At 55.0% G+C, this 26,238-nt stretch carries 22 protein-coding genes and 1 pseudogene; 4 read left to right on the forward strand and 19 right to left on the reverse strand.

Annotation, left to right across the window (positions count from 1 at the left end; translation table 11 throughout):
• Nucleotides 1-25: 25 nt before the first annotated feature.
• The 17 genes from ribA to BW956_RS18615 all read right to left on the reverse strand — a co-directional run bounded on the left by ribA (nucleotide 26) and on the right by BW956_RS18615 (nucleotide 15,411).
• Nucleotides 26-634: a GTP cyclohydrolase II gene (gene ribA / locus BW956_RS18535; RefSeq protein ID WP_010323454.1), complete on the reverse strand. Its 609-nt coding sequence runs from the start codon at nucleotides 632-634 to the stop codon at nucleotides 26-28.
• A 59-nt stretch (nucleotides 635-693) separates the two neighbouring features.
• The gene (locus BW956_RS18540; protein ID WP_076465171.1) at nucleotides 694-1,170 is read right to left on the reverse strand and encodes a phosphatidylglycerophosphatase A family protein; all 477 of its coding nucleotides are present in this window, start codon (nucleotides 1,168-1,170) and stop codon (nucleotides 694-696) included.
• Nucleotides 1,167-2,132 carry a thiamine-phosphate kinase gene (gene thiL / locus BW956_RS18545; RefSeq protein WP_076465174.1) on the reverse strand — a complete coding sequence of 322 codons (966 nt, stop codon included), beginning with the start codon at nucleotides 2,130-2,132 and terminating at the stop codon, nucleotides 1,167-1,169. The genes BW956_RS18540 and thiL overlap by 4 nt, the downstream gene beginning before the upstream one ends.
• 40 nt (nucleotides 2,133-2,172) lie before the next feature.
• A complete protein-coding gene (nusB, locus tag BW956_RS18550; RefSeq protein ID WP_010323457.1) occupies nucleotides 2,173-2,649 on the reverse strand; it encodes a transcription antitermination factor NusB in 477 nt (158 codons plus the stop codon).
• Nucleotides 2,650-2,652: 3 nt separating this feature from the next.
• Nucleotides 2,653-3,126 (reverse strand): 6,7-dimethyl-8-ribityllumazine synthase, encoded by a 474-nt coding sequence (ribH, locus tag BW956_RS18555; protein WP_010323458.1) that lies wholly within the window; start codon nucleotides 3,124-3,126, stop codon nucleotides 2,653-2,655.
• Nucleotides 3,127-3,136: 10 nt separating this feature from the next.
• On the reverse strand, nucleotides 3,137-4,255 hold the full coding sequence (gene ribBA / locus BW956_RS18560) for a bifunctional 3,4-dihydroxy-2-butanone-4-phosphate synthase/GTP cyclohydrolase II (RefSeq protein WP_010323459.1): 1,119 nt from the start codon (nucleotides 4,253-4,255) through the stop codon (nucleotides 3,137-3,139).
• 17 nt (nucleotides 4,256-4,272) lie between these two features.
• Nucleotides 4,273-4,944: a riboflavin synthase gene (locus BW956_RS18565; protein ID WP_076465176.1), complete on the reverse strand. Its 672-nt coding sequence runs from the start codon at nucleotides 4,942-4,944 to the stop codon at nucleotides 4,273-4,275.
• Complete coding sequence (gene ribD / locus BW956_RS18570; RefSeq protein ID WP_083703143.1) at nucleotides 4,944-6,089, reverse strand: bifunctional diaminohydroxyphosphoribosylaminopyrimidine deaminase/5-amino-6-(5-phosphoribosylamino)uracil reductase RibD; 1,146 nt, start codon at nucleotides 6,087-6,089, stop codon at nucleotides 4,944-4,946. Before ribD ends, BW956_RS18565 begins: the two co-directional genes overlap by 1 nt.
• Entirely contained in the window at nucleotides 6,086-6,559 is a 474-nt protein-coding gene (gene nrdR, locus BW956_RS18575; protein ID WP_010323462.1) for a transcriptional regulator NrdR, read from the reverse strand. The genes ribD and nrdR overlap by 4 nt, the downstream gene beginning before the upstream one ends.
• Before the next feature lie 102 nt (nucleotides 6,560-6,661).
• Nucleotides 6,662-7,918, reverse strand: a complete 1,257-nt coding sequence (glyA, locus tag BW956_RS18580; protein ID WP_076465179.1) for a serine hydroxymethyltransferase — start codon at nucleotides 7,916-7,918, stop codon at nucleotides 6,662-6,664.
• Nucleotides 7,919-8,116: 198 nt separating this feature from the next.
• A complete protein-coding gene (locus tag BW956_RS18585) occupies nucleotides 8,117-9,463 on the reverse strand; it encodes a DUF58 domain-containing protein (protein ID WP_083703144.1) in 1,347 nt (448 codons plus the stop codon).
• Entirely contained in the window at nucleotides 9,460-10,443 is a 984-nt protein-coding gene (locus BW956_RS18590; RefSeq protein ID WP_076465182.1) for an AAA family ATPase, read from the reverse strand. The genes BW956_RS18585 and BW956_RS18590 overlap by 4 nt, the downstream gene beginning before the upstream one ends.
• Nucleotides 10,440-11,729, reverse strand: a complete 1,290-nt coding sequence (locus tag BW956_RS18595) for a DUF4350 domain-containing protein (RefSeq protein ID WP_076465185.1) — start codon at nucleotides 11,727-11,729, stop codon at nucleotides 10,440-10,442. The genes BW956_RS18590 and BW956_RS18595 overlap by 4 nt, the downstream gene beginning before the upstream one ends.
• Nucleotides 11,726-13,240, reverse strand: coding sequence for a DUF4129 domain-containing protein (locus tag BW956_RS18600; protein WP_076465187.1), 1,515 nt, complete (start codon nucleotides 13,238-13,240; stop codon nucleotides 11,726-11,728). The genes BW956_RS18595 and BW956_RS18600 overlap by 4 nt, the downstream gene beginning before the upstream one ends.
• On the reverse strand, nucleotides 13,227-14,027 hold the full coding sequence (locus tag BW956_RS18605) for a stage II sporulation protein M (protein WP_244894392.1): 801 nt from the start codon (nucleotides 14,025-14,027) through the stop codon (nucleotides 13,227-13,229). The genes BW956_RS18600 and BW956_RS18605 overlap by 14 nt, the downstream gene beginning before the upstream one ends.
• 179 nt (nucleotides 14,028-14,206) lie before the next feature.
• Nucleotides 14,207-14,902 (reverse strand): RDD family protein, encoded by a 696-nt coding sequence (locus BW956_RS18610; protein ID WP_076465193.1) that lies wholly within the window; start codon nucleotides 14,900-14,902, stop codon nucleotides 14,207-14,209.
• A gap of 23 nt (nucleotides 14,903-14,925) precedes the next feature.
• Nucleotides 14,926-15,411 (reverse strand): DUF4234 domain-containing protein, encoded by a 486-nt coding sequence (locus tag BW956_RS18615; RefSeq protein WP_076465196.1) that lies wholly within the window; start codon nucleotides 15,409-15,411, stop codon nucleotides 14,926-14,928.
• 193 nt (nucleotides 15,412-15,604) lie between these two features.
• Between BW956_RS18615 and ettA the strand changes: the two genes are divergently transcribed.
• Nucleotides 15,605-17,263, forward strand: a complete 1,659-nt coding sequence (gene ettA, locus BW956_RS18620; protein WP_076465198.1) for an energy-dependent translational throttle protein EttA — start codon at nucleotides 15,605-15,607, stop codon at nucleotides 17,261-17,263.
• An 81-nt stretch (nucleotides 17,264-17,344) separates the two neighbouring features.
• On the opposite strand, the gene BW956_RS18625 is transcribed toward ettA, so the two are convergent.
• On the reverse strand, nucleotides 17,345-18,451 hold the full coding sequence (locus BW956_RS18625; protein WP_076465200.1) for a GGDEF domain-containing protein: 1,107 nt from the start codon (nucleotides 18,449-18,451) through the stop codon (nucleotides 17,345-17,347).
• A 143-nt stretch (nucleotides 18,452-18,594) separates the two neighbouring features.
• Here BW956_RS18625 and BW956_RS18630 point away from each other — a divergent pair, with 143 nt between their 5' ends.
• Entirely contained in the window at nucleotides 18,595-18,966 is a 372-nt protein-coding gene (locus tag BW956_RS18630) for a PilZ domain-containing protein (protein WP_076465203.1), read from the forward strand.
• Between the two features lie 8 nt (nucleotides 18,967-18,974).
• On the opposite strand, the gene radA is transcribed toward BW956_RS18630, so the two are convergent.
• A complete protein-coding gene (radA, locus tag BW956_RS18635; RefSeq protein WP_076465206.1) occupies nucleotides 18,975-20,348 on the reverse strand; it encodes a DNA repair protein RadA in 1,374 nt (457 codons plus the stop codon).
• Between the two features lie 430 nt (nucleotides 20,349-20,778).
• Here radA and BW956_RS22930 point away from each other — a divergent pair.
• Nucleotides 20,779-21,300, forward strand: a pseudogene (locus BW956_RS22930) (DUF4347 domain-containing protein); the annotation flags it as partial.
• Between the two features lie 411 nt (nucleotides 21,301-21,711).
• Nucleotides 21,712-26,160, forward strand: a complete 4,449-nt coding sequence (locus BW956_RS18640) for a beta strand repeat-containing protein (protein ID WP_244894393.1) — start codon at nucleotides 21,712-21,714, stop codon at nucleotides 26,158-26,160.
• Nucleotides 26,161-26,238: the final 78 nt, after the last annotated feature.

Consider the following 26,238-nt stretch of genomic DNA (forward strand, 5'->3'; position numbering starts at 1 on the left):
ACGCAGCAGCAACGTAGCTAGCTATTTATTCATCCTTGAAGTGGTGTTCGGTCATCATGTGCCCCAGCTTACCCATCTTGGTCTGCAGGTAACCTTCGTTGTGGCTGTTCTTGCCGACCTGAAGCGGTACACGCTCAGCCACGTTGACTCCGTATTTTTCCAGAGCAGCAACCTTGCGGGGATTATTGGTCATCAGCGTTACCGCCTTGATGCCCAAATGCTCCAGCATGGGCTCGCACATGCTGTAATCACGCATGTCAGCGGCAAAACCCAGCTTTTCATTGGCTTCAACGGTATCGGCACCGCCATCCTGCAGGTGGTAGGCCTTGATCTTGTTGAGCAGACCAATGCCACGCCCTTCCTGACGCAGGTACAGCAGCACACCGCGACCTTCTTCCGCGATCCGCTTCAGGGCCTCCTGCAGCTGGAAGCCACAGTCGCAACGCAGACTGAATAGCGCATCGCCGGTCAGACACTCGGAGTGAATGCGGGCCAACACGGGTTCATCCCCGGCAACTTCGCCAAACACCAGCGCCACATGTTCCTTGCCGGTAGCAGGATCCTCGAACCCTACCATGGTAAATACCCCCCAGGGGGTCGGCAGCCGTGAATCGGCTACATACTGTACTGACACCTTGGTCGTTTCCTCTGTCACTATTCGTTTACTGGGCGCGAGCCCGCGTTAATCTGCTCTCAGCACCCAAACAGTATCAGGCCCTGCAATACCAGTGCGGCAAAAACACCTGCCAGCACATCGTCCAGCATAATTCCCAGCCCGCCATGTACCCGGCGATCCACCGGCCGGATCGGCCAGGGTTTCCAGATATCAAACAGGCGAAACAGGATAAAGCCGAGCAGCGCCCAGATCCAGTCTACCGGTACGGCGATCATGGTGATCCAGTAGCCGACAAACTCATCCCAGACGATGCCACCGTGGTCATGCACTCCCAGATCGCGAGAGGTACGACCGCAAAGCCAGATTCCGATCACAAATGCTGCCAATGTCAGCACTAAATAGACCGGCAGACTTGTCTGCGCCATCAGGTACCAAAGCGGCACAGCCGCCAGCGTACCGAAGGTGCCCGGCGCCTTGGGCGCAGCACCGCTACCCAGTCCAAACGCCAGAAAATGAATCGGGTTGCGCCAGACCGACGCCGGAGCCCTGTTCATGACATCTCCTTGAAGTGATCATAGCCGGCGCTCAGGCCGGTCTGCGGCTGCCCCTGTGCATCCAGTACTCGGAGGCCCTGTGCCGCGGTAATACGCCCAACAGACGTCAGACGCACTCCCTGTTCAGCTGCGACCTGCAGACAGCGCTCCACAGACTGTTCAGGGGCAACCAGGCAGAGCTCAAAATCCTCGCCCCCCGAAAGCGCCCAGTTTTGCGCCTGCTCGGGAAAACGCTGACACAAGGCATCTGACAGCGGCAGGCACCCAAGTTCAACCTCAGCGCCGACATGGGAAGCCTGGAGCACATGCCCAAGATCGGCCAGCAGGCCATCAGAGATATCCAGCCCGGCATGCAGGTGGGGTCTTAACGCCCGTGCCAGGGCCACTCGTGGCTCGGGGCAGTAAAACCGCTGCTGTAGCCAGTCAGTGGTATCGGAGGGAGTATCAGGGTACAGGAGGGTTTCCAACCCGGCGCGGCTATCGCCCAGGGTGCCGGATACCAGAATGCGGTCGCCCGGTTGAGCACCTCGGCGCAACAGAGTCTGGCCGCAATCCACCCAGCCATGCACTTGCGCACTGAGCACAAGGTTTGGTCCGCGTGTGGTATCACCGCCCACCAGAGCGATCCCCAGCTGATGACAACGTTCTGCCAAACGGGCCGCGAAAGGCTCCAGCCAGTCAGGATCAGCCTGAGGCAGGGTCAGCGCCAGCGTCAACCAGGCGGGTGTGGCAGCAGCCGCGGCCAGATCACTGACCGCAGCGCCGAGCAAGCGTTCAGCCAGGCGATGCGGCGGCGTCTGCGGCAGAAAATGGGTGCCTTCCACCAGTGTATCGATGGAGACAACCAGTTCCTGCCCGGGTGGCACCTGCAGCACGGCACAGTCATCGCCGATTCCTTCGCGTACTCCGGGGCCGGACGCGGCACGGTGGAAGTACTGTCGAATCAGCTCAAACTCACCCACGGCGCTCTACCACCCTGCTCCGCAACAACAGCCTGTCGCCTTAGCCGTTGTTATTACGGCGGGCACGGATCTCATCGGCACGGGCGCGCTGCGCCAGCTTGTCGAGAATGCCGTTGATGTACTTGTGACTTTCGGTGGCACCGAAAATCTTGGCCAGCTCGACACTTTCGTTGATCGCCACGCGGTAGGGTACCTGCAGGCGGTGCTTGAGTTCATAGGCACCGATGCGCAGTACGCTCAACTCGACCGGGTCCAGATCATCCAGCGGACGGTCCAGAAACGGACGAAACGCCTCGTCCAGATCACGGCTGGAACCGATCACGCCGCGCAGCAGTTCGGAGAACAGCTGGGTGTCGGTGTTGCTCATATCGTTATCGACCCGGAACTGGGCGTCGATCTCGGTCACACTCTGACCCGCCACAGACCATTGATACAGGGCCTGGAGGGCAAGACTGCGCGCATTGCGGCGCATTTCGGTCAGGTTCTTCTTGCCCGTGCGCGGAGTAGTGTCGCTCATGCCTTAGACCTCAAGCTGACGCAGTAGGCTGACCATTTCCAGCGCAGACAGCGCGGCTTCAGCCCCCTTGTTACCGGCTTTGGTGCCGGAGCGCTCGATCGCCTGCTCGATGGAGTTAACGGTCAGGATGCCGTTCGCCACCGGGATATCGTAGTCCATGGATACCTGAGCCACACCCTTGGAGCTCTCGGCAGAGACATACTCAAAGTGCGGTGTACCACCACGGATAACGGCACCCAGGGTGATGATGGCATCATCCTGCTTCTGCTGAGCGATACGCTTGGTCGCCAGCGGAATTTCAAATGCACCCGGTACGCGGATGACACGGATGTTCTCTTCAGCAACACCGTGACGCTGCAGGGTGTCGATGGCGCCGTCCAGCAGGCTCTCAACCACGAACGAGTTGAAGCGGCCAACTACGATGGCATATTTACCGTTGGCGCTGACGAAGTCGCCTTCAAATACTTGTACTGTCATAACTTTTCCATCAATCCTCGTAGGGGATGTACTCTTCAATCTCCAGGTCAAAGCCGGAGATGGCGTTAAATTTCATCGGTGAGCTGAGCAGGCGCATCTTGCGCACGCCCAGGTCACGCAGAATCTGTGAACCGGTGCCGACCGTCAGGTAGGCGCCCGAAGCACTGACATTCACTTTGGAGCGTTTGCGATCAGCATTGAGCAGGCTGTCGATCGCATCGCCCAGGTCCACGCGGCGGCCGGAGTCGAGCAGCAGCACCACGCCCTTGCCTTCATCCGCCACGCGCTTGAGCGCGCGACGCATGGTCCATTTCACTTCATCACCCGGGCGTACGCCGACCACATCACGCAGTACTTCATTGCGCACGTGTACACGGACCAGGGTTGAGTCTTCAGGTGTCACATCACCCTGCATCAGCGCCAGGTGAGTGCAGCCCTGAATTTCGTCACGGTAGGTGACATAACGGAAATCACCGTATTCGGTCGGCAGGGTGCCTTCCTCGTCACGTTCGACGGTGTGTTCGTTCATGGTGCGGTAGTGGATCAGGTCGGCAATGGTACCGATCTTGATGCCATGCTTGGCCGCGAATTTTTCCAGATCGGGGCGACGCGCCATGCTACCGTCTTCATTGATGATCTCGACGATAACCGAGGCCGGCATGAAGCCTGCCATACGCGCGATATCGCAACCGGCTTCGGTGTGGCCGGCCCGGCTCAATACGCCGCCGGGCTGCGCCATCAGCGGAAAAATGTGGCCCGGCTGGACAATATCTTCCGGCTTGGCATCGGCCTTGACCGCCGCATGCACGGTCGCCGCGCGATCCGCCGCCGAAATACCGGTGGTCACACCCTTGGCCGCTTCAATGGACAGGGTAAAGTTGGTGGAGAATGCTGCACCGTTGCTTTGTACCATCAAAGGCAGGTTCAGCTGCTCACAACGCTCACGCGGCAGTGTCAGACACACCAGGCCACGGGCATGGGTGATCATGAAGTTGATGTCTTCCGGGCGCACACATTGCGCCGCGATGACCAGGTCGCCTTCATTTTCACGGTCTTCGTCATCCATCAGGATGACCATCTTGCCCTGACGAATATCGTCGATCAGTTCTTCAGTGGTGTTCAGCTGCATAGTCCTCTCCCGTCGCCTCAGCGACGCATGAATCCGTGATTAGCCAGCAGCGCCAGCGTCACGCCGCCGGCATCGCCGTCGGCCTGTTCCTCGCCCTGCACCGGCTGCATCAGTCGCTCCAGATAGCGGGCAATAATATCCACTTCCAGATGCACCTGACGACCGGCGGTATAGCTGTCGATAATGGTTTCCTGTGCCGTATGCGGCACGATGTTCAGTTCAAAGCAGTCGCCATCCAGTGCGTTCACGGTCAGGCTTACGCCGTCTACCGTGATGGAGCCCTTGGCTGCCACATAACGCTGAATGGAAGCCGGCAAGCGCACCTTGAGGCGCACCGAGCGCGCGTCATCGCTGCGGCCGGCCACTGTTCCCAAGGCATCCACATGGCCGGTAACAATATGACCACCGAAGCGGGTATCGGCACGCATCGCTTTTTCCAGGTTGACCTTCTCACCCACGGCCAGCGATTCAAAACGCGTATGGGCCAGGGTTTCCAGCGATACATCGGCAATAAAGCCATCGCCCGGCAGTTCCACCGCAGTCAGGCAGACACCGTTGGTGGCGATGCTGTCACCCAATTTCACATCGCCCAGGTCCAGCGAACCGGTCCGCACATAAAGGCGCATATCACCGCCGATCATGCGTACATCCGCAATCTCACCGACGGCTTCTATAATTCCGGTAAACATCAATTGTTCTCCTGACGACAGCTCAGGGTCAGACGCAAGTCATCACCCAGCTGACGCCGGTCCGTTAGCTGCAGCCGATACTGCTGCGCCATTTCATCCAGTGGCAGCTCAAACAGGGGGCGTGCAGAGCTGCCCAGCAGCGTTGGCGCCATATAGAGTACCAGCTCATCCACCAAACCTTCACTCAGTACCGACCCTGCCAGAGTGGCACCACACTCTATCAGCAATTCGTTGCACTGGGCATGCTGCGCCAGCCAGCTCAGCAGAGCACTCAGATCGACCCGGCCATCAGCCCCCGGCAGCGACAACACCTGCGCACCAGAGGCACTCAGCGCAATGGCACTGGGCTGGTTATCCAGTTGAGCCGTGGCCACCAGCGTACTGCCCGGCAAACTCAGCATGGCGGTGGACGCCGGCAGGCGCAACTGGCTATCCAGCACCACCCGCAATGGCTGACGTTCAGCCGCGCGTTCGGCTTCAGCGTCAGGTAGCCCCAGCTGTGCAGCACGTACGGTCAGCGAGGCGTTATCCATTAGCACGGTATCCACCCCGGTCAGTACCGCAGAACTGCGCGCGCGCAGACGCTGCACATCCGAGCGAGCGGCCGCGCCGGTGATCCATTGTGATTCCCCGCTCTGCATGGCGGTACGCCCATCCAGACTAGATGCCAATTTCAGGCGCACATACGGACGCCCGCGCTCCATGCGGCTAATGAAACCAGGGTTAAGCGAACGCGCCTGAGATTCCAGCAAACCGTGCGCAGTGTCGATGCCCACATCCTGCAAACGTGCTAGACCGCGTCCCGCCACCAGCGGGTTGGGATCCTGCATGGCTGCCACAACACGACCAACACCGGCCTTCACCAGTGCCTCGGCACAGGGCGGCGTCTTGCCGTGATGACTGCAGGGCTCAAGGGTGACATAAGCCGTGGCCCCCCGAGCCTGCTCCCCTGCCATGCGCAGTGCATGCACTTCAGCATGAGGCTCGCCGGCCTTGAGGTGGGCACCTTCTCCGATCAGCTCGCCATCTTTAACGATGACACAGCCCACGCGAGGGTTGGGATCGGTGGTATAGAGCCCGTGCTCTGCCAATTGCAGGGCACGGGCCATCCAGCGGTGGTCATCGGCGGAAAAGGTATGCGTCACGAGGTTTCTCCTTCACCGGCAGGTGTGGAGAGGCGCTCGATCTCTTCGCGGAATTCGTTAATGTCCTGGAAACTGCGGTAGACGGAGGCAAACCGTACGTAAGCAACCTGGTCCAGCTTCTTCAGTTCCAGCATGACCGCTTCGCCCACTTCACGGGACGGCAGTTCACGCTCACCGGTGGCGCGCAGACGTTGCTTGATACGGGTAATGGCCGCTTCGATCTCTTCGATGCTGACCGGACGCTTCTCCAGCGCACGCTGAATACCGGCGCGGAGCTTGTCTTCGTCAAACGGCTGACGTGTGCCATCGGTTTTAATCACCCGCGGCATCAGCAGTTCAGCAGTTTCATAGGTGGTAAAACGCTCGTGGCAACTGATGCACTCACGTCGACGACGGATCTGCTGGCCTTCGGCCACCAGACGGGAGTCGACAACTTTGGTTTCATGGGTGCCACAAAATGGACAGTGCATGCGTGCCTCAGCGTAAAGAGCGTTTCCCGAAGGAAGGGATGCGGGACAAAAAGCCCCAAACAAAAAAAGGGCGGCCGCAGCCGCCCCGGCTATTCTACCGGCTTACTTGTAAACCGGGAAGCGTGCGCAGATATCCTTCACCTGCTCTTTAACACGCGCAATAGTCTCTTCGTTTTCGATATCGTCGAGGATATCGCATATCCAGTTCGCCAGCTGCGCAACTTCTTCTTCCTTGAAGCCACGACGGGTTACAGCCGGTGTACCAATACGCAGACCGGAGGTCACGAACGGGGAACGCGGATCGTTCGGTACGGAGTTCTTGTTCACGGTGATGTTGGCACGGCCCAGGGCAGCGTCCGCATCCTTACCAGTGATGTCCTTGTTGATCAGGTCAACCAGGAACAGGTGGTCTTCAGTACCGCCGGAAACGATGTTGATACCACGATCCAGGAACACCTTGGCCATGGCCTGAGCGTTTTTAACAACCTGAGCCTGGTACTCTTTCCATTCCGGCTCCATCGCTTCCTTGAAGCACACGGCCTTGGCCGCAATCACGTGCATCAGCGGGCCGCCCTGAGACTCAGGGAATACCGCAAAGTTCAGCTTCTTCTGCAGATCTTCATCAGCGTTGGCAGACAGGATCAGACCACCACGCGGACCACCCAGGGTTTTGTGGGTAGTGGTAGTTACAACGTCAGCAAAGGGCAGCGGCGTCGGGTATACACCGGCAGCGACCAGACCTGCGATGTGCGCCATATCGACAAACAGGTAAGCGCCAACCTTGTCAGCGATTTCGCGGAAACGTGCCCAGTCAACGATCTGAGAGTAGGCAGAAAAGCCCGCTACGATCATCTTCGGCTTGTTCTCAACCGCCAGACGCTCAACTTCGTCGTAGTCGATCGCGCCGGTTTCAGCGTTCAGACCGTACTGAACCGCCTTGTAGATACGGCCGGAGAAGGAAACGGAAGCACCGTGAGTCAGGTGACCGCCGTGCGCCAGGCTCATGCCCAGAACAGTGTCGCCCGGCTGGCACAGCGCCATGTAAACGGCAGCGTTGGCCTGAGAGCCGGAGTGCGGCTGAACGTTGGCGTAAGTGGCGCCAAACAGTTCCTTGGCACGGTCAATGGCCAGGTCTTCAACCACGTCGACGTACTCACAGCCGCCGTAGTAACGCTTGTTCGGGTAGCCTTCAGCGTATTTGTTGGTCAGCACAGAACCCTGAGCTTCCATTACGCGCGGGCTGGTGTAGTTCTCGGAGGCGATCAGTTCGATGTGCTCTTCCTGACGCGTCGCCTCGGACTGCATTGCAGACCACAGGTCCGAATCATAACTGGCGATTGACATATCTTTGCTAAACATTGCTGTCCCCTGAAGTTGCAAAAGTAGCGGCAAAGTTGGCGCAGGTAGTGCGGACTGACCTGTAGCTGCCTTAAATGAGGCGCACATTATAGTCGAAAAAACGTACGGAAGGCACATGAAAAGGGATCAGTCTATTACGCGAAGGATTCATTTTGTGTAAATAAGAGGGCTTTTGACCCATAAGCCCACACCAAACACTTACAGTTTACCTGCACGTTTGAGCAGGAGGTATTGTTCAACCAGCGCGACATGCAGTCGTTGTGGGGGCGCATCAATCGTTATAACACCTTGCCCTTGAAGACGCTTTATAACTTCCTGCCGCTGCTCGCGGTAAAGTTCGCGGGCACAAAAATTCAGAGCATCTTGAGTATCTGCTTGTTGCGGCAAAGCCTCGTCCAGATAGCTCTCGCGTAAGCAGGCCAGCATCACCAGGTGCTTACGGGACATGATTTTGATGGCCAACTGAAGGTCATCGCTATCGTCATCTCTGAGATTTGTCACAATGACAATAAGTGAGCGCTTTTGCTGATGTTGCATCAGAGTACCAGCTGCCTGAACTATATCGCTTGCATCAGGGCTACTATGCAAGTCATATAGATTGTTCAGCAGCAGGTTTATTCCCTGACGCCCCTTAACCGGACGCACCCACCGGCACCGGTCCGCAAAACCCAACACTCCGACGGAGTCCCCACCACTCAGTGCAATGTAAGCGGTTAGTAGCAGCGCATTGAGAGAGTGGTCAAAATGGCTCAACTCCCCATCGGTCGCGCGCATTCTTCGCCCGGCATCCAGCATGAACACAACCTCTTGGTCACGTTCCTCCTGATATTCACGTGAAACCAGACGCTGCTGACGAGCCGTCGCTTTCCAATCTATTTGACGGATCTCATCACCAAGCTGATATTCCCTTAACTGCTTAAATTCCTGACCTGAACCACGCCGTTGACTCAGATGCGCCCCCAAATGAGCCAGACGCTGCTCGTAATCGAGAAAATTAAGATTGGATAGCGCCATGAAGTTTGGATAGATTTTGACAGTCTGTTGAGCTGGCAGCTCATACTGCCGGCGCCAAAAACCCAAGGGGGACTGGACCCGCACCTCAACATTGCCAAAATCGGCAGCCCCTCTACTCACCGGGCGTGAACTATACTCAAGTATTTGATATTCACCGGCAGGCACATCCAGAGATGCTGGCAATCCCTCCGCGGTTATTTCTTCAGGGTAATGATCAACGCACTCAAAGCGAAGTCTGCGCCTGCAGGAGTTATCAAACCTCAGCTTGACAGGCGATTTACTACCTAACGCCAGATTACCCGGCAGTCGGCGCTGAGCTGATAGTCGAGGTAAACCACAAACCCACACTGCATCAAACACGATCAAGAAGGCTGCCAAAACAAGCCCTGCCCACCACGCATCTGAAAGAAGCGCGAAGTCCATGTCAGTCAGTGTGCGGAACCCGATCAGAACCAGTGCCGCAATCAGAAAACCCAACAAACACTGAAGTAAAATCCTGCCAGGAACCAGGCTAAAGAGCATTTTGATCATACCCGCGGCGCATCAATGCTCTGCAACAATTGCTGTAACACCCTGTCAGGGGTAAAACCATCAATCTCACTTTCCGGAGCCAACAAAATACGATGGCGCATAACCGGCAGCACAACCTGTTTAACATCATCAGGAAGCACAAAGTCACGACCGTTCATCAACGCCCAGGCCTTGGCAGCACTGACAAGGCCAATACTGGCGCGCGGCCCTGCGCCCTTGAGAATACTGGCTGCTTTTCTGGTCGCCTGAACAATACTCACAGCGTAAGCAAGAACTTGCTCATCTACTCTTACACGCTCTGCTTCATTCTGTAGCGCCAGGATATCCTCAGGTGCCAATGTTCCGTCTGCGTCAGCACCGATAGACGACATGCTTAACGCCCCCTCCGTGACCTGTCGCACCAGCCGCGTTTCATCGTCGAATGCAGGGTAATCAATAAACACTTTCATCAAGAAACGATCCAGCTCAGCTTCTGGAAGAGGGTAAGTGCCTTCCTGTTCTATCGGGTTTTGAGTAGCCAAGACCATGAAGGGCGGTGCCAACGGGTAAGCCTCACCTTCTATGGTAACCTGGTGCTCTTGCATAACCTCCAGCAAAGCCGCCTGAGTCTTGGCTGGCGAACGGTTGATTTCGTCAGCCAAGAGCAGGTTCGTAAACACCGGGCCTCGCCGTACATGAAAGCGTGCTTCTTTCATGTCATAAATGGAATGCCCCGTCATATCTGCTGGCATCAAGTCTGGCGTAAACTGAATACGTCGGAACTGACCATGAAAGCAGGCAGCCAGTGCCTTTACCAGAAGGGTTTTCCCAAGCCCAGGGACTCCCTCCAATAACACATGCCCACGGCACAGAAGGACGACCAGTACTTGATCAATCACATCGTCCTGTCCTATCAGCATTGACCCGATTGTACGACGGAGAAATTCTATTTTTTCATTCAAATCCGTTTCAGCCTGCGAAGCGTCCATTTCAATGCTCATAACCGGTTCCTGATCCTGATGAGAAGTTTCACTGTGTCGACCAGCTCGGCCGTGTTGTATTGTCCTTGGGGTATCAATGCCTGCAATGCCCCCTCCTGCTGAATATCAGCCAAGTTCAACACTGCCTGCCTCTGCTGCTCAGGTTTGAGCTGATCGAAATCCAATTGAGCCGAGGCTGCTCGCCTCAAGATTTGTCGGCGTAAAGGGTCAAGCAGGTGGTCGATTTGACCGTAGCGATGATGAAAGCGAGCCACTGCTTCAACATGCTCCGCCAGCGTTCGTCGCAGAGGAATAGTCGCTGTTTTAACAGGCCCAAAGCGACGCCCCTGGCACATGACCCACACCAGGAAAAGCAATAAACTCGCCAGCAGAGCCTCTCGGGCATGCCGCCAAATCAATTGTGACAAGGAGGGCCACTGGCTGTAGCGCTGAACATGTACGCTATCGTTTCCACGTACCAGCCAGGCAAGTAAATGAGCATGATCAAACATGCCGAGGTGGCGGTTAGACCACATCTTTGCATCCTTTACCACCGTAACCTGTCCGGCTCCCAACCCCATCAACAGCATTTGCCCCCCCTGTTCTGAGCGAGCCACCGCTTCAAGCACTGGAGAGTAATCGCCACTCGAAACGCTCAAGTCCTGTTGCAGAAACCAATTACCATATTGAATACTGTTCAATACCCTCCCCTCGGCTCCTCTAAGTCGCCCCAGGAAACGCGAGTCAATTTCAGCCTCACGTGCACTAATCTCTGCTCTTAGATTCGTAATTTCGGAATTCTGCGCACCGCCTGCCTGCTGCTCCTGCTCGCCAGACGATTGCACAGGGGTTGGCTCAGGTGCTTGCACTGACTCCAGATTATCCTGACCTTCTTCGGGCGAAGAGGGACTTTCGACCTCCTGACGCACAACACCCAGCAATATGGCCAACGGGTTGTCATAATCATTGGAGGGATAAGACCACACTAGATGACCGCCACCCTGCACCCATTGCAGCAGTCGTCTGGCACGCTCCGAAGAGCCGGCGAGAAACTCAACATCGGTTAGTATCAAAGCATCCTTGGCACCCAGTGTCTCCGGGCTTACCAGAAAACGACTATGTTTAACCGAGTGCCCTTGCTGCTGCAAAAATAGTCCGGCCGCAAAATAGTCATTACGCCGAACTCGAGTATCGGGCCCTTGATCAATAACCTGTGTTTCGCGTTCAAGGTTGTTAACCAGCCCATATCCCAGCAAAGTAATTAGCAACAACAAAAGCGCGGCAGCAATCGAATTACGCAGTGTCATTTCAGCACCTTTTGCATGGCGCCCAGCAATTCTTCAACCTTAGCCCTTGAGGGTTGTTGATGCGCATATGCAGAGCGCAGCCAAACATGAGTCAAACGGTCAAACACCCCGTCCAGCGAAACTTCAGAATGCCCCCTGACCGTTGCTGCACACTCCAGCTCGGTTTGCCAGTGTTCCACCTCTACTCCGTACTGATGTGTAAGCCTGTGTAATGCATACCTGTAAGTTAACGACAACGCCAACCGAAGGTCTCCCTGATCCAGGGCTTCAGTGACCGCTTTCTCTATATCAGCAGGTATACTTTCAGCATCAATTGATAGCCCCATCAATACCCGTGGCGGATCAGGTTTATCGGACTCGGTAACCGCTGCCCCTACAGGTGACTCGACATATTTCACCAACACACGTGCCAGGAAAATCAACAGCAGAGCCACCGCAACCCAGACGAGGACTTCAGCAATTTGAAAAAGGCTGGTTCCATCCCAGGAAAAATCACCTGACTCGTCAAACCAGTCCTTTAACCAGTCGCCGGACTCAGCATCCAATTCCTCAGCATCTTTCCAATGCCAGGTAGTGACTTCTTTTTCATTGGTAAAAGGCGGTGACTCCAGCATGGTCATCACCTGCTCTTTGGACTGCTCTGGCGTAGCTGGCATGACTGAACTATCGGCCCAGGCCGAAGTTCCCGGGTATAACGCAAACGACGTCACAAGTGTCAGGTTGAACACGAGTAATAACGCGGCTGTAGATGATCGCTTTGGCTTATCCGATTGTTGAGTTCTCTGGCTGGCGATTTGCCTGAACAAAAGCTCAAGATCCCAGGCTTCAAGCTCAATACGCCGGTTTATATACAGGGAGAAACCACAAGCAACATAAAAGGGCGCAACCACGGACATACAGATCAGGGTAAAAACATTGCTGCCATGCGCCAGCCACTCATGCTCGACACCCAGAAGCCAAAAATCTTCCAACTCGACAAAAGTACCAAGCAAAAGCATCAGAAGTACTGGACCCGCAGCAAATAGTAACCACTCCACATGAGCCATCACCACCGTCAGCCAGGTCGCAGCGGAAGCACTGTTGTAGGAAAGCACGCGGCTGCGCACCCGGCGGGCACGTCCTTTCTGCTTTTCAAGCACGATAACGGGCTGAATAAATGAACGTTTGGGGTCCAATCTAAGCCAGGTGAGAGAAACAAGCCCCCCATAGAGCAAGGTGCTTCGGATTTGACGCCAGGTTACTCCGCTTAAAGCTCCCTCATTGAACAGAAAGCGGCTAACAAACAGCAAAGGCAGACGTTCAAGTACTGGCTTCAGCCACCAGATAATGGACATCACTATCCAGGGGCTGTCGTAAAAAAACAGGCTAAGCAGTACGAACAGCACAGTGGCTGGCACAAACCAGGAAATCCACAGAGGCCAGAACCAGCGCCGCGCCATAAGCACGCCTAAATCCAGCGCTTGCCAGGGCGTGCGTACTCGAGCTTTAAGTTGCAAGTCAGCCAGGTTCACGGCGTGCCCCCAGAGACGAGAAAAAGCAAAACCAGAGCACAAATAACCAGAGAGCGGCACCAACACTCAGTTTCAACGGAACGGCAAGGTCGCTACTGGAAGACCAAAAAGCCTCCAGAAAAGCCGCGACAAAGAGCATGAACACACCACCGTACATAAGCTTCACAGCTTCAATCGCGGAGAGGCGTAACGCCTCCAGCCTTTTCAGGCTTCCAGGTTTGACTAGAGCATGACCGATCATGAGCCCAGCTGCGCCACAGATGACAATCGCCGTGAGCTCAAAGGCGCCATGGCCTATTACGAATGGATAAAAGGTAATGGATAAGCCAGCACGGGTGAGATACCCCGCAACCGCACCCAGGTAGATGCCGTTATAAAGCACAATAAAAATTGTGCCGATGCCAAAAAAGATACCTCCCGCAAACGCCTGAAATGCGATGCCAATGTTATGGCTGATATAAAATCCAAACATGGCCAAGTCGGTTTCGGCATCACGCTCAGGCCCAAAGCGCAGATTATCCGGGTCATACATCGCCTCGAATTCGGCGGCCTGCTCAACTGACAGAATACTGTAGGTGAAATCTTCACTCAGATAGGTGCCTACTGCCATCACGCACGCAGGTAAAACAAACAACAATGCGGAGCAAATCACATAGCGGCGCTGATTCCTCAATGCGACCACGAAAGCCACAAGCGCAGCCCCAAGCCGGTGAATTGAGGCTTTGGACTCACGCTGATACAGCAGGTGATGCCCCTGCATCACCAACCTGTTCAGGCGCGCAACCATTACATCAGAGTACTCACGCTGACGCGCCAGAGACAGTTGGCCACAGAGTTGGCGATAATGCTCAGGGAAGGATGCAGCTGGCTGACGCTTACCCTCCAGGCAAGCTTCAATATCCAGTTCAAATTGTTGCCACAGCGTCCCGTGCTGTTGTTCAAAATCCGTTTCTTTCATCCGTATCTCTATTTGCGCCCCAACAGCCAGGCGCCCACTCCTTTTAATCGCCTCAAGCCCTTTTCACCTGCTTCACCCGTCAGAGGCTCCAGCAACTGCGCCAACTCTTCCTGTCGCGCCGGACTGATCGATGCGCTTCTGACTGTCAGACTGATGATGCCCTGGCGCTCCCCGCGAGTTAGTGGCTGAAGCGGTGGTATGGGTGTAACGGAACCATCCAAACCTGGTTTCGGCTCTGCACCGGAGTAAATAACCAGACTTCCGGCAGCCAGGTCGCCTAAACGCTGAAAACGATCGGTAACAGACATGGAGATCAAACCCGCAACATAAAAGAGAGGCAGAAAATCAGCTGCGCGTAACAAATTCCGTACAGTTGAAGCCCCCCACCCAATGGGAGTGAAGTCCGCATTAACCACTTGAATACCCATGGATTTTTTACCCGGCGTTTGTCCGTTACGAAAAACCTCAAAAAAAACCGGATAAAACCATTCAAGTAAAAACGAAAAAATAAGGAAAAGCGCAGTCCCCAGCCCTCCCAACAATTCAGCCAGGAATGCGACCAGGATATATACCAAGCCCCGCCATCCCAAATCGATTAGGTAAGCCAGTATTCGAGGCACCGGGCCCGCCACCGTCTGGACAAACTCGATACCTTCGGGCGTTTCGACACTACAGTGATTATCTAGCAGCTCGGATGCCTGCATGCTATTCAACGCCTGTTATTAGCTTAACGGTCGTGATCGATATGCTGGTTGATCTTGTAGTTCAGGTAGAAAATACTAAAGAAGAATGTCAGTACTGGCCCTGCCCAAGTCGGCTGGCCCTGACTTTGGGTTACGGCATTGAGGCGATTACGGAATTTAAACACCCACACGAAGAACAGTACCGTAGAAACCAGACTGATCAGATTGCCAATCAGAACCAGAAGTGTACTGCCCAAAAAAGGAAGCACATATGACAGCACTGTACTCAGGATCATAATAACCAGTGCGGCTGTCACGAACCCTTGTGAAATGGGAGTTGGAGTAATCGTATTCAGCTTCTGGGTTCGATTATATAGCCAGTAAATCGGGTAAATACCGAGGGTAATGATCGAAAGGCCCAAAACAGCCCATGTGGTGAAGTATTTAAATACAGAAAGATCTCCCTCGGCCTGCTGGACTTCCAGCTCAGCTTCAGGTGCAGCATAGGGATTGTCTGCGATTTGATTCATTCTTTATCCTTAAAGGTGTACAGTAGGAGGTTACTGTGGCAGGCATCCAAGCCTAAGTGGATCCTAAAGCATGTAATCGCGCTTGCCAATAGTGTTTCCCCTGACAATTTCCCTCTGAAACCCCACATGGCATTCCAATAGAGCCGAGGGTAGAATCTGGCTGTTTTTCAACCCCAAATTTACAGGCAAACTGATGGCTCAGTACGTTTATACGATGAACCGCGTGGGCAAGGTGGTACCGCCCAAGCGTGAAATCCTCAAGGATATCTCCCTGTCGTTCTTCCCCGGTGCCAAGATCGGTGTACTCGGTCTGAACGGTGCCGGTAAATCTACCCTGCTGCGCATCATGGCCGGTGTCGACACCGAATACACCGGTGAAGCGCGTCCCATGCCCAACATGAAAGTGGGCTACCTGCCGCAGGAGCCGGAGCTGGATGACAGCAAGACCGTACGTGAAGTGATCGAAGAAGCGGTCTCCGACGTCAAGGATGCGCTGGCCGAGCTGGACCAGGTCTATGCTGCCTACGCCGACCCGGACGCCGACTTTGACGAACTGGCCAAGAAGCAGGGCGAACTGGAAAACCTGATTACAGCCAAAGATGGTCACAATCTGGACCAGGCGCTGGAGCGTGCCGCTGACGCCATGCGTCTGCCGCCCTGGGACGCCGAAGTGAAGAATCTGTCCGGTGGTGAGCGCCGCCGTGTTGCCCTGTGCCGCCTGCTGCTGGACCACCCTGACATGCTGCTGCTGGACGAGCCGACCAACCATTTGGACGCCGAGTCCATCGCCTGGATCGAGCGCTTCCTGCAGGAATACACCGGTACCGTGGTCGCCATTACCCACGACCGCTACTTCCTCGACAACGCTGCCGGCTGGATTCTGGAACTGGACCGTGGCCACGGCATCCCCTGGGAAGGCAACTACTCCAGCTGGCTGGAGCAGAAAGAAGCGCGCCTGGAACAGGAAGCGAAGTCCGAAGCCTCTCACCGCAAGGCAATGAAGTCCGAGCTGGAGTGGGTACGTCAGGGTGCCAAGGGTCGCCAGACCAAGTCCAAGGCCCGTTTGAAGGCGTTCGAGGAGATGAACTCCCGCGAATTCCAGCAGCGCAACGAAACCCAGGAAATCTACATTCCGCCGGGTCCGCGTCTGGGCGACAAGGTCATCGAACTGCATGATGTCACCAAGTCCTACGGCGACAAGCTGCTGTTCGAAAACCTGAACTTCGCCATCCCGCCGGGTGCCATCGTCGGCATCATCGGCCCCAACGGCGCTGGTAAGTCCACCCTGTTCCGCATGCTCAGCGGCGAAGAACAGCCGGATTCCGGTGAGATCCAGATCGGTTCCACCGTGCAGTTGGCTTACGTCAACCAGTCACGCGAGCTGAACGGCGACAACACCGTGTTCCAGGAAATTTCAGACGGTCAGGACATCATCACCGTCGGCAACTTCCAAACACCAGCACGCGCCTACTGCGGTCGTTTCAACTTCAAGGGTTCCGACCAGCAGAAGTTCGTCAAGGACCTGTCCGGTGGTGAGCGCAACCGTCTGCACATGGCGAAGCTGCTGAAAGAAGGCGGCAACGTCCTGCTGCTCGATGAGCCGACCAACGATCTGGACATCGAAACCCTGCGTGCACTGGAAGAAGCCCTGCTGGCCTTCCCGGGTTGCGCCGTGGTGATCTCGCATGACCGCTGGTTCCTCGACCGTATCTGTACGCACATCATTGCCTATGAAGGTGACTCCAACGTGGAGTTCTTCGAAGGCAACTACACCGAGTACGCCGAGGACTACAAGCGCCGCTTCGGCAAGGACCATCAGCCAGAGCGTATCAAGTACCGCCGCATGAGCTGAGCCTGACGCTGCCAAGCGCCAAAGACAAAAGAGCCGCCCTCAGGGCGGCTCTTTTATTTCCAGGTGATGGAAACCTAAGGTTCAGGCGGCTTCTTTCCAGGATGCCATGCAGTAACGATCACGACCGCTGTCCTTGGCCTGATACAACGCCTCATCGGCGCGCTGTAACAGGCTGGAGCCCCCTTCCCCCTCCTCCAGCATCGAGATACCGATACTGGTTGTAAAGCTGACTTCATCTCCCGTTGGCACCTTCAAACGCGAAGCATGACAGGCCTGACGAATGGCATCTGCCACTTCGGTTACCTGCTCGGCTTTCATATTGGGCAGCACCATCAAAAATTCCTCGCCCCCAAAACGTCCGGCCAGATCCACCTTACGCTTGGCATGCTCACGCAGGATTTTGGCAAACTGCTTGAGCACGATATCCCCGGCCGCATGGCCGTACTGATCGTTGAAGCTTTTGAACTTGTCCAGATCAAACATCATCACCGTAAGCGGTGTCCCCTGCGCATGCGCCGCCTTGATGTCCTCTTCCAGCTGTTCCATCACCTGGCGCCGGTTCGCCAACCCGGTAAGCGGATCACGTGTGGCCTGACGGTAGAGCACCAGCAACATGTTCAGCTGATTGATCGAAGCCCAACCGGCAATCGCCCCCAGAATCGCCAGTAACCAGAGATCATTCAGTCCGCTGACACCGCCCCAGGCACCCAGCCAAAGCTGAGTCACCAGCTCTACCAACAGCACAAAACAGACAAAGCCAGCCACCTCAAACAACGTCAGCGGGAAGATCGCCAACATGGTGATAATCATGAACGGGAAAAAGGCGTACCCGGCCACCGTTGCGTGATAGCCATGCTGCTCCAGAATCACCGTACTGGCGGTCTGAAACAGGGTCAAGACAAGTACCAATGCCAACAGCCGTATCAGCGACACGTCCAGCCGGTAAGGGTGCGTATACCAAAGCCCCAACAACAGACAGCAGCCACTACTGGCCAAACGGGCATAGGCAATGGTGGTACTGGCTTCGGCCGGCAGCAACAGCCAGTCGATCAGGATCCATCCGCTTTGCAGCACCATTAACAACCAGGCGATCATTCTGACACGGGTGAACAAATGGTAGCTGCGTGTATGATTGAAATAGCGTGAGTGCCGACGTGCGGCTATCAGATCATTCATCACTTCCCACATGTGCTCTCCGGTGAATTTTTGCCCAAGCAGTCAAAGGTAGACTAGCATCAACACATGCGTATTGATCTGAAGCAGGCTGTTTCCACTCTGCGACGAGTGTAATACTATCTTGGAGATCCAGCCGAGGAACCAGGAGTGCAAGCGTGAATAACAACACCGAACGTCGACGCTTTACCCGCATCCCCTTCGATGCCGAGTGCGAGCTGCACAGTGACAAGGGCGGCGCCGTGGTCCAGCTGATCGATATATCTCTGCGTGGCGCACTGGTGGAATCGGAGCAGGCGCTACCGATTACTCAGGGAGACAGTGCACAACTGCACCTTTATTTGGCCAACGACATTCTGATCAACATCCCGTCCACGCTCACACACATCGAAGCCCCCTACTACGGCTTTACCGCTGAAGAGATGGACATCGACAGCATCACTCACCTGCGCCGGCTGGTTGAGCTGAACCTGGGTGACGAGAGCCTGCTGGAGCGCGAACTGGAACAGCTGATCGACGCAGATCAGTAAACCCGCTGTCAGATCGCATCCAGCGCTTCTGACAGCGTTTTAACGCCGACCACTTCCATTCCGGGTACTTTTTCACGGGGCACATTTGAAATCGGCACGATGGCACGCTTGAAACCGTGTTTGGATGCCTCACGAATGCGCTCCTGACCATTGGGCACAGGACGGATTTCCCCTGACAGTCCCACCTCGCCGAACACCATCAACTCTTGTGACAGGGCCATATTGCGGAAACTGGACACCACCGCCAGCAGCAGTGCCAGGTCGGCACTGGTTTCCAGCACCTTGACCCCACCCACCACGTTGACGAACACATCCTGATCGCCCGTCATCAAACCGCCATGACGGTTCAATACCGCCAACAACATTGCCAAACGGTTCTGCTCCAAACCGACTGCAACGCGACGCGGGTTGGACAGGTGAGACTCATCCACCAGCGCCTGCAGTTCTACCAACAGTGGTCGAGTACCTTCCCACACCACCATCACCACGCTACCGGGACTGGGTTCACTGCCACGACTGAGGAAAATGGAACTGGGGTTCTTCACCTCTTTAAGCCCATTTTCCAGCATGGCGAACACACCCAATTCGTTCACAGCACCAAAACGGTTCTTGTGGCTGCGCAAGGTGCGGAAGCGACTGTCGGACGACCCTTCCAGCTGCAGTGAACAGTCGATCATATGCTCCAGCACCTTCGGGCCGGCTAGCGAACCATCTTTGGTGACATGCCCCACCAGAAACAGCACCGTGCCTGTCTGCTTGGCAAAACGCGTCAGAAACGCTGCACTTTCGCGCACCTGTGACACCGAGCCCGGCGCCGACTGCACATCGGCCACGTGCATCACCTGAATGGAATCGATCACAATCACCTTGGGCCGCAGCTCGTTGGCCAGATCACAGATCGCTTCCACCGAGGTTTCAGACAGCATCTGCAACTGATCAGCCTTAAGGCCCAGACGCGACGCACGCATAGCTACCTGCTGCAGGGATTCCTCACCGGTGATATACAGCGCCGGCATCCCAGCCGCCAAATGACACATGGTTTGCAACAGCAAGGTACTTTTGCCCGCCCCCGGATGACCGCCAATTAACACCGCCGACCCCGGCACCAGACCGCCGCCCAACACCCGGTCCAGCTCGGCACTGCCACTGGTAAAGCGCGGCATCTCTTCCAGCGCCACCTCACTGAGGGTTACGACTTTCTTTTTCGTCCCCGTCCCACCGGCGTAACCATCAAAACGCGCACTGCGCACACCGCCTGCGTCAGACCCCAGGCGCACTTCAGTGATCGTATTCCAGGCACTACAGGCCGAACACTGCCCCTGCCACTTGCGGTAATCGGCGCCGCAATCGTTACAGACAAAAGCAGTTTTGGTCTTGGCCATGAGGTGTCTCCAGGGCAAGTAGACGATATTGGATGGGTGGCCGATTGTAACAAGCCAGCGAGAGAGATGAAGTAGTGTTTTGAGCGATAACTGTGCTCTGAACAATGGACATCGATTGAAAAAAACGATAGCGTCACGTACATAATTGTTACTGAAAAAGAACAGTTTTATTTGACCAAAAGGGCAGCCCCCTCCCGCCTGGCACACAATACCTTTGCTCTATTCAGACTATGGAAAATGCATAGTCTACCACCCAAGTCATTTGGTGAGCTGGCCTCGGCATTTACGGCACAGCCACGTTGATACTGGCGATAAAACAGTAGCCAGAGAACAGGATCGTTCAAAAGCGACAAGGGAAACTGACTTCTGTGGTGGTAAGAGGCGATAGCCTTAATTTTGTCTTACCAGCATATTATAAAAGGGTTTCCCTATGTCCTCCCGATCAGATAGCCCCGTTAATGTAAACCTTGAGGCACCTAAAGCAGCAACTCGTTCGGAAGTCTACTTTATCGATGCCTTAGTTCCTGACCCCGACACACTGATGGCAGGTTTGGGAGAAAACGCTGAAATCGTTTTTCTCGAAGCAGGTAGCGATGGCGTTAAGCAAATGGCGGATTACCTGTCTGATCGCTCCGAGATAGATGCCATACATGTCCTCTCTCACGGCTCAGATGGAGCGGTTTATCTTGGTGATAGCTCTCTGAACAATGACAGCCTTGAACACTATCAAGACGCTCTGGAAACCATTGGTAACTCTCTGTCGGAAGATGGCGATATTTTGCTCTATGGTTGTTCAGTGGCAGGAAATGAGAAAGGACTAAGTTTTATACAAGACTTAGCTAAAATAACCAGAGCAGATATTGCAGCCTCAGACAATTTAACAGGGAACCATAAGCTCGGAGGGGACTGGGAGCTAGAGCATGCATCAGGAGATGTAGAGTCATCCAAGATTGCTTTTGACTACGACACATATGTGGGTGTTTTAGCGCTACCAATATCAGGTATTCAAACGACTACTTACGATGGCCTAGGGCTCGCGGATACATCTGCACTCGCGAACGGCACGGTTATTGATGATCTATCTTACGATGGCTGGCGCTTCAACGGATTCGGAGGTGAAACAGGGGTCTATCCTCATGAAACAAGTCTTACAAACGACATAAACACAACTTCAACCCGCTTTTACAGCAATGACAGCTCAAATTTTAAATTTACTGGTATCGATTATGTCATTGATACAGCGGGCAACCCAGCCACTGCAACAGTTAGTATGTATGGCTTCCGAGATGGTGTGCAAGTTGAGAGTCAAGTATTCAACGCACCTGATACCTCATCGGGCACTTGGACTCTAAACTGGGGCTCTGTGGATGAAGTAAAAGTGGTTGCCAATACTAATTGGATCTTTCTCGACAACCTACAAGTTGATACAGCAATCCCCTCCAATTCCACTCCCACGATATCTATTGCTGATACAAATCTAGCCTATACCGAAGATAATGCGGCCACACAACTCGATAGTACAGGGACAGTTAGTGATGCCGATGGTGATACCGACTGGAATGGCGGCACACTGGAAGTACAAATTACAGGTAATGCCGAAGCTGGCGACCGTCTCAGCACCGTCGATTCCGACGGCGATGGAACCGCTATTACCATCAGTGGCACTGATGTTTTTGCCAACGGGGTTGATATCGGCGACCTAAGTGCCAGCGGTGGTACAGTCACGGGTGGCACCAAACTCACCATTACGTTTGACAATGACGCCACCAATGCCAATGTACAGGAAGTACTGCAGTCAATTCGCTACGACTCTACTACCAACGACCCAGGCACATCCAATCGTACTGTCACCTTCACCGCAACGGATAAAAATGCGGCTAGCAACTCTGATACCCGTACCGTCCTAATGACGGTCGTCAACGACGAGCCGACACTGACCGCTACGGGTAGCGATCCTACGTTTACCGAGGGAGGTGCTGCGGCCAGCCTGTTTAGCGGCACGAGTATCGATACCATCGAGTCCGGCCAGACCATCAGTGGGTTGAGCTTCACCATTACCAACGTCACCAATGGCAGTAATGAACGGATCAATGTTGACGGTACTACCGTTGTACTCACCCACGGTACCAATGGCTCAACCGCAGGCAACAGCCTGAACTACAGCGTGTCGGTGATTGGCACCACGGCGACCGTCACCATGACCGGTGGTAGCATGTCCTCTGCGGCGACACAGACGCTGATCGACAATATAAGTTATCAGAACAACAGTAACTCACCCTCGACCAGCAACCGTGTGGTCACCCTGACCAGCATTCAGGACAGCGGCGGCACGGCCAACGGTGGCGATAACACTGGCTCACTGGCGGTTGCATCAACCGTTACCCTGGTGCAGAACAACGATGAACCAACCCTGACCTCCAACGGCTCAAACCCCACCTTCACTGAAGGCGGGGCCGCAGGCAGCCTGTTCAATGGTACCAACATCAGTACCGTTGAAGCAGGGCAAACCATCAAAGGATTAACGTTTACCGTCAGCAATGTTACAGACGGTATTAACGAAGTCGTTAATATCGACGGTACCGCTCTCGTATTGACCCACGGTACCAGTGGCAGCACAGCTGGAAACAGCCTCAGTTACAGCGTTACCGTCGCCGGGACCACTGCCACCATCGTGCTGACCGGCGGAACCCTGTCTACTGCAACAGCACAAACGCTCATTGATAATATGAGCTACCAGAACAACAGCAATACGCCAAGCACCAGTAATAGAGTTGTTACCCTGACAAGTGTTCAGGACAGCGGTGGCACCGCTAACAGTGGTGACGATACAGCCAGTCTGGCGGTTGCCTCGACGGTTACGGTGGTGGGGGTCAACGACGAGCCGACACTGACCGCTACGGGTAGCGATCCTACGTTTACCGAGGGAGGTGCTGCGGCCAGCCTGTTCAGCGGCACGAGTATCGATACCATCGAGTCCGGCCAGACCATCAGTGGGTTGAGCTTCACCATTACCAACGTCACCAATGGCAGTAATGAACGGATCAATGTTGACGGTACTACCGTTGTACTCACCCACGGTACCAATGGCTCAACCGCAGGCAACAGCCTGAACTACAGCGTGATGGTGATTGGCACCACGGCGACCGTCACCATGACCGGTGGTAGCATGTCCTCTGCGGCGACACAGACGCTGATCGACAATATGAGTTATCAGAACAACAGTAACTCACCCTCGACCAGCAACCGTGTGGTCACCCTGACCAGCATTCAAGACAGCGGTGGCACGGCCAACGGTGGCGATAACACTGGCTCACTGGCGGTTGCATCAACCGTTACCCTGGTGCAGATAAACGATGCCCCAACAGTATCGGCGACCAGTGACGATACTATGGCTGCCGGTGGTGGCGCTGCAGTCTCTATTTTCTCATCTACAGCTATCAGTGCTGTGGAAAACGAGCATATCGCAAGCGTTACATTTACTGTTTCAGGGTTGGTTGATACCAATAGCGAGAAGCTAAACATTGATGGTTCGACCGTCGACTTAATGACAACAGTCACGGCAACTGACGCAACCAACGGCAACATAGGTTACGCCGTTACATATAATTCAGGTACAGCAACGGTTGTAATCACGGGGACAGGCGCTGCCTCGGCAGCCAATACAGTTTTCCAGACTGCCCTGGATAACATGACCTATGAGAATACTCTTGGAGCAGTCACAACAGGTAACCGTGTCTTTACCATTACTGAAGTCAAGGACGTGGGTGGCACAGCGAACAACGGCGACGATACCTGGTCTACCGGCATCACTTCAACGGTAACAGTTTTAGATGCCACCAAACCTACTGCCAGTAGCTATACGGATAGCGGGACTGAAGATACGGCTGTGAACCTGTCTGCCACAGAGCTACCGACAGCAGAAGATATAGGCAATGAACCAGTCGAATACATCACCATTGATACCTCGACCGTCACCGGTGGCGTTCTGTCGCTTGACTCTTCTGGCACCGCTGGTACCTCAACGGTGGGTGGTATCAACTACACCACCACCGCCGGCAACCTGAGCGGCACCGTGTATATCAATATTGCCGATATCGGCAAGCTGGACATCACCCCCACCGACAACCTGGCGGGTAACGGTGTTGCCGGTTTCGACTGGACAGCCACCGATGCCGGTGGTCAGACCTCATCCGTGGCCACTTATAGCCTGGATATTACCAACACCCCCGATGCTCCCGAAGGCGCCGACAAAACTCTTTCAGTGACCACGGGAGGAGCCCACACATTCAGTGCCAGTGACTTTGGCTTCAGCGACGCTGATACCAGCGACACCTTGGCCCGTGTACAGATCACTGTACAGGACATTGATAACGGCAGTCTGGAGCTGGAAGGCCTCCCGGTCTCGGATGGGGACTGGATTGCTTTCGCTGATATCGACAAGCTGGTCTATGCCTCCTCTGCGGCGGGCAGCGACAGCTTTACCTTTACCGTCGAAGACAGCACAGGTGAAGCAGACACAACCCCAAACACCCTATCGATCAGTGTCACATCACCGCCACCGCCACCAACCGAGCCCGAAACACCCACAGAATTGCCCGACCAAGACACCTGGGATGAACTTCCCGACGAGGATGGCGATGGAGTGCCCGAGTCTGTGGAAGACTTTGTCACCTCACCTACCGGCGTGTCAGGTGATGGCAACGACGATGGCATCGCTGACCGAAACCAGCAGGACGTCGCGTCTGTCCCCTTCCGAAACACTGAAAGCGTCTCGCTTGAACCTGATGCAGAGCCTGTGTTCGTTTCCCTTACTGGCGGCACGACCGATGGAAAGTCCACAGCGACCGGCAGTGGCACCAGGCTCACCAACGTGCACCAGCAGGACAAACCGGAAGATGCACCTGATGAGCTGGATATGCCGCTGGGCCTGATCGCCTTTAATGCCGAGATCGAAGAGAGCGGTGGCACCGAAACCTTCAGCCTCTATGTGGATGACACCACTGCTGTCAACGGCTACTGGAAACAGAACACGGCCGGTGACTGGGTCAACCTAGCATCTGCCGAATACGGCGGCAAGGTGGTATTGGAAGGCAGCAAACTGCGTCTGGATTTTGAACTCACCGACGGCGGCGAATTTGATGAAGACGGTATCGCCAATGGCGTCATTGTCGACCCCGGTGCACTGGGCTTTGGCAGCGAAAGCCTGGCCGACCAGGTGCAGGCACTCTACATTGCCTACTATCAGCGCCCGGCTGACAACGATGGACTCGATTTCTGGGTGGACTACTTGAATGCACAAGATGGCAGCCTGGAAAGCGTGGTCGATGCCTTTGCCACCTCGGCAGAGTCACAGGCACTCTATGGCGATATTACCGAAGCCAACGTGACGCAGTTCTTGATCGACCTGTACGGCACACTGTTCAACCGCCCTGTAGACAGTGAAGGCCTGGCTTTTTACCGCAATGCCTTCATTGCCGGTGAGTATGACGATGGCAGACCTGCAACCGCTGGCACCCTGATGCTGGATATCCTGCAAGGCGCCCAGAACAGCGATGCCGATTTGGTTGAACTCAAACTGGATGCAGCCCGTACTTTCACCTGGCTGCTGGACCCGGATAAGGATGGCGAAGTTATGGCCACGTATGATGCTAAAGACCTCGACGGAGTCCGGGTATGGCTGCAAGGCTTAGCAGACAATGATGCGGCTCCAGGCGTGGGTTCTATTCACAGCCTGATTAAGGAAGATGTCGCTGGAACCGGTGAGCCGATTACACTAACTGGGGATAACGGTGTGACCGAGCTGCTGTTTTAACCTCGCTACTCAAAGACTCGCTGATATCCAAGAATATCAGCGAGTCTTATCTCACCCTCAATTTTGCTAGACCCTTCC

Source organism: Marinobacterium stanieri (assembly GCF_900155945.1).
In the GTDB taxonomy this organism is placed as follows: Bacteria; Pseudomonadota; Gammaproteobacteria; order Pseudomonadales; family Balneatricaceae; genus Marinobacterium; species Marinobacterium stanieri.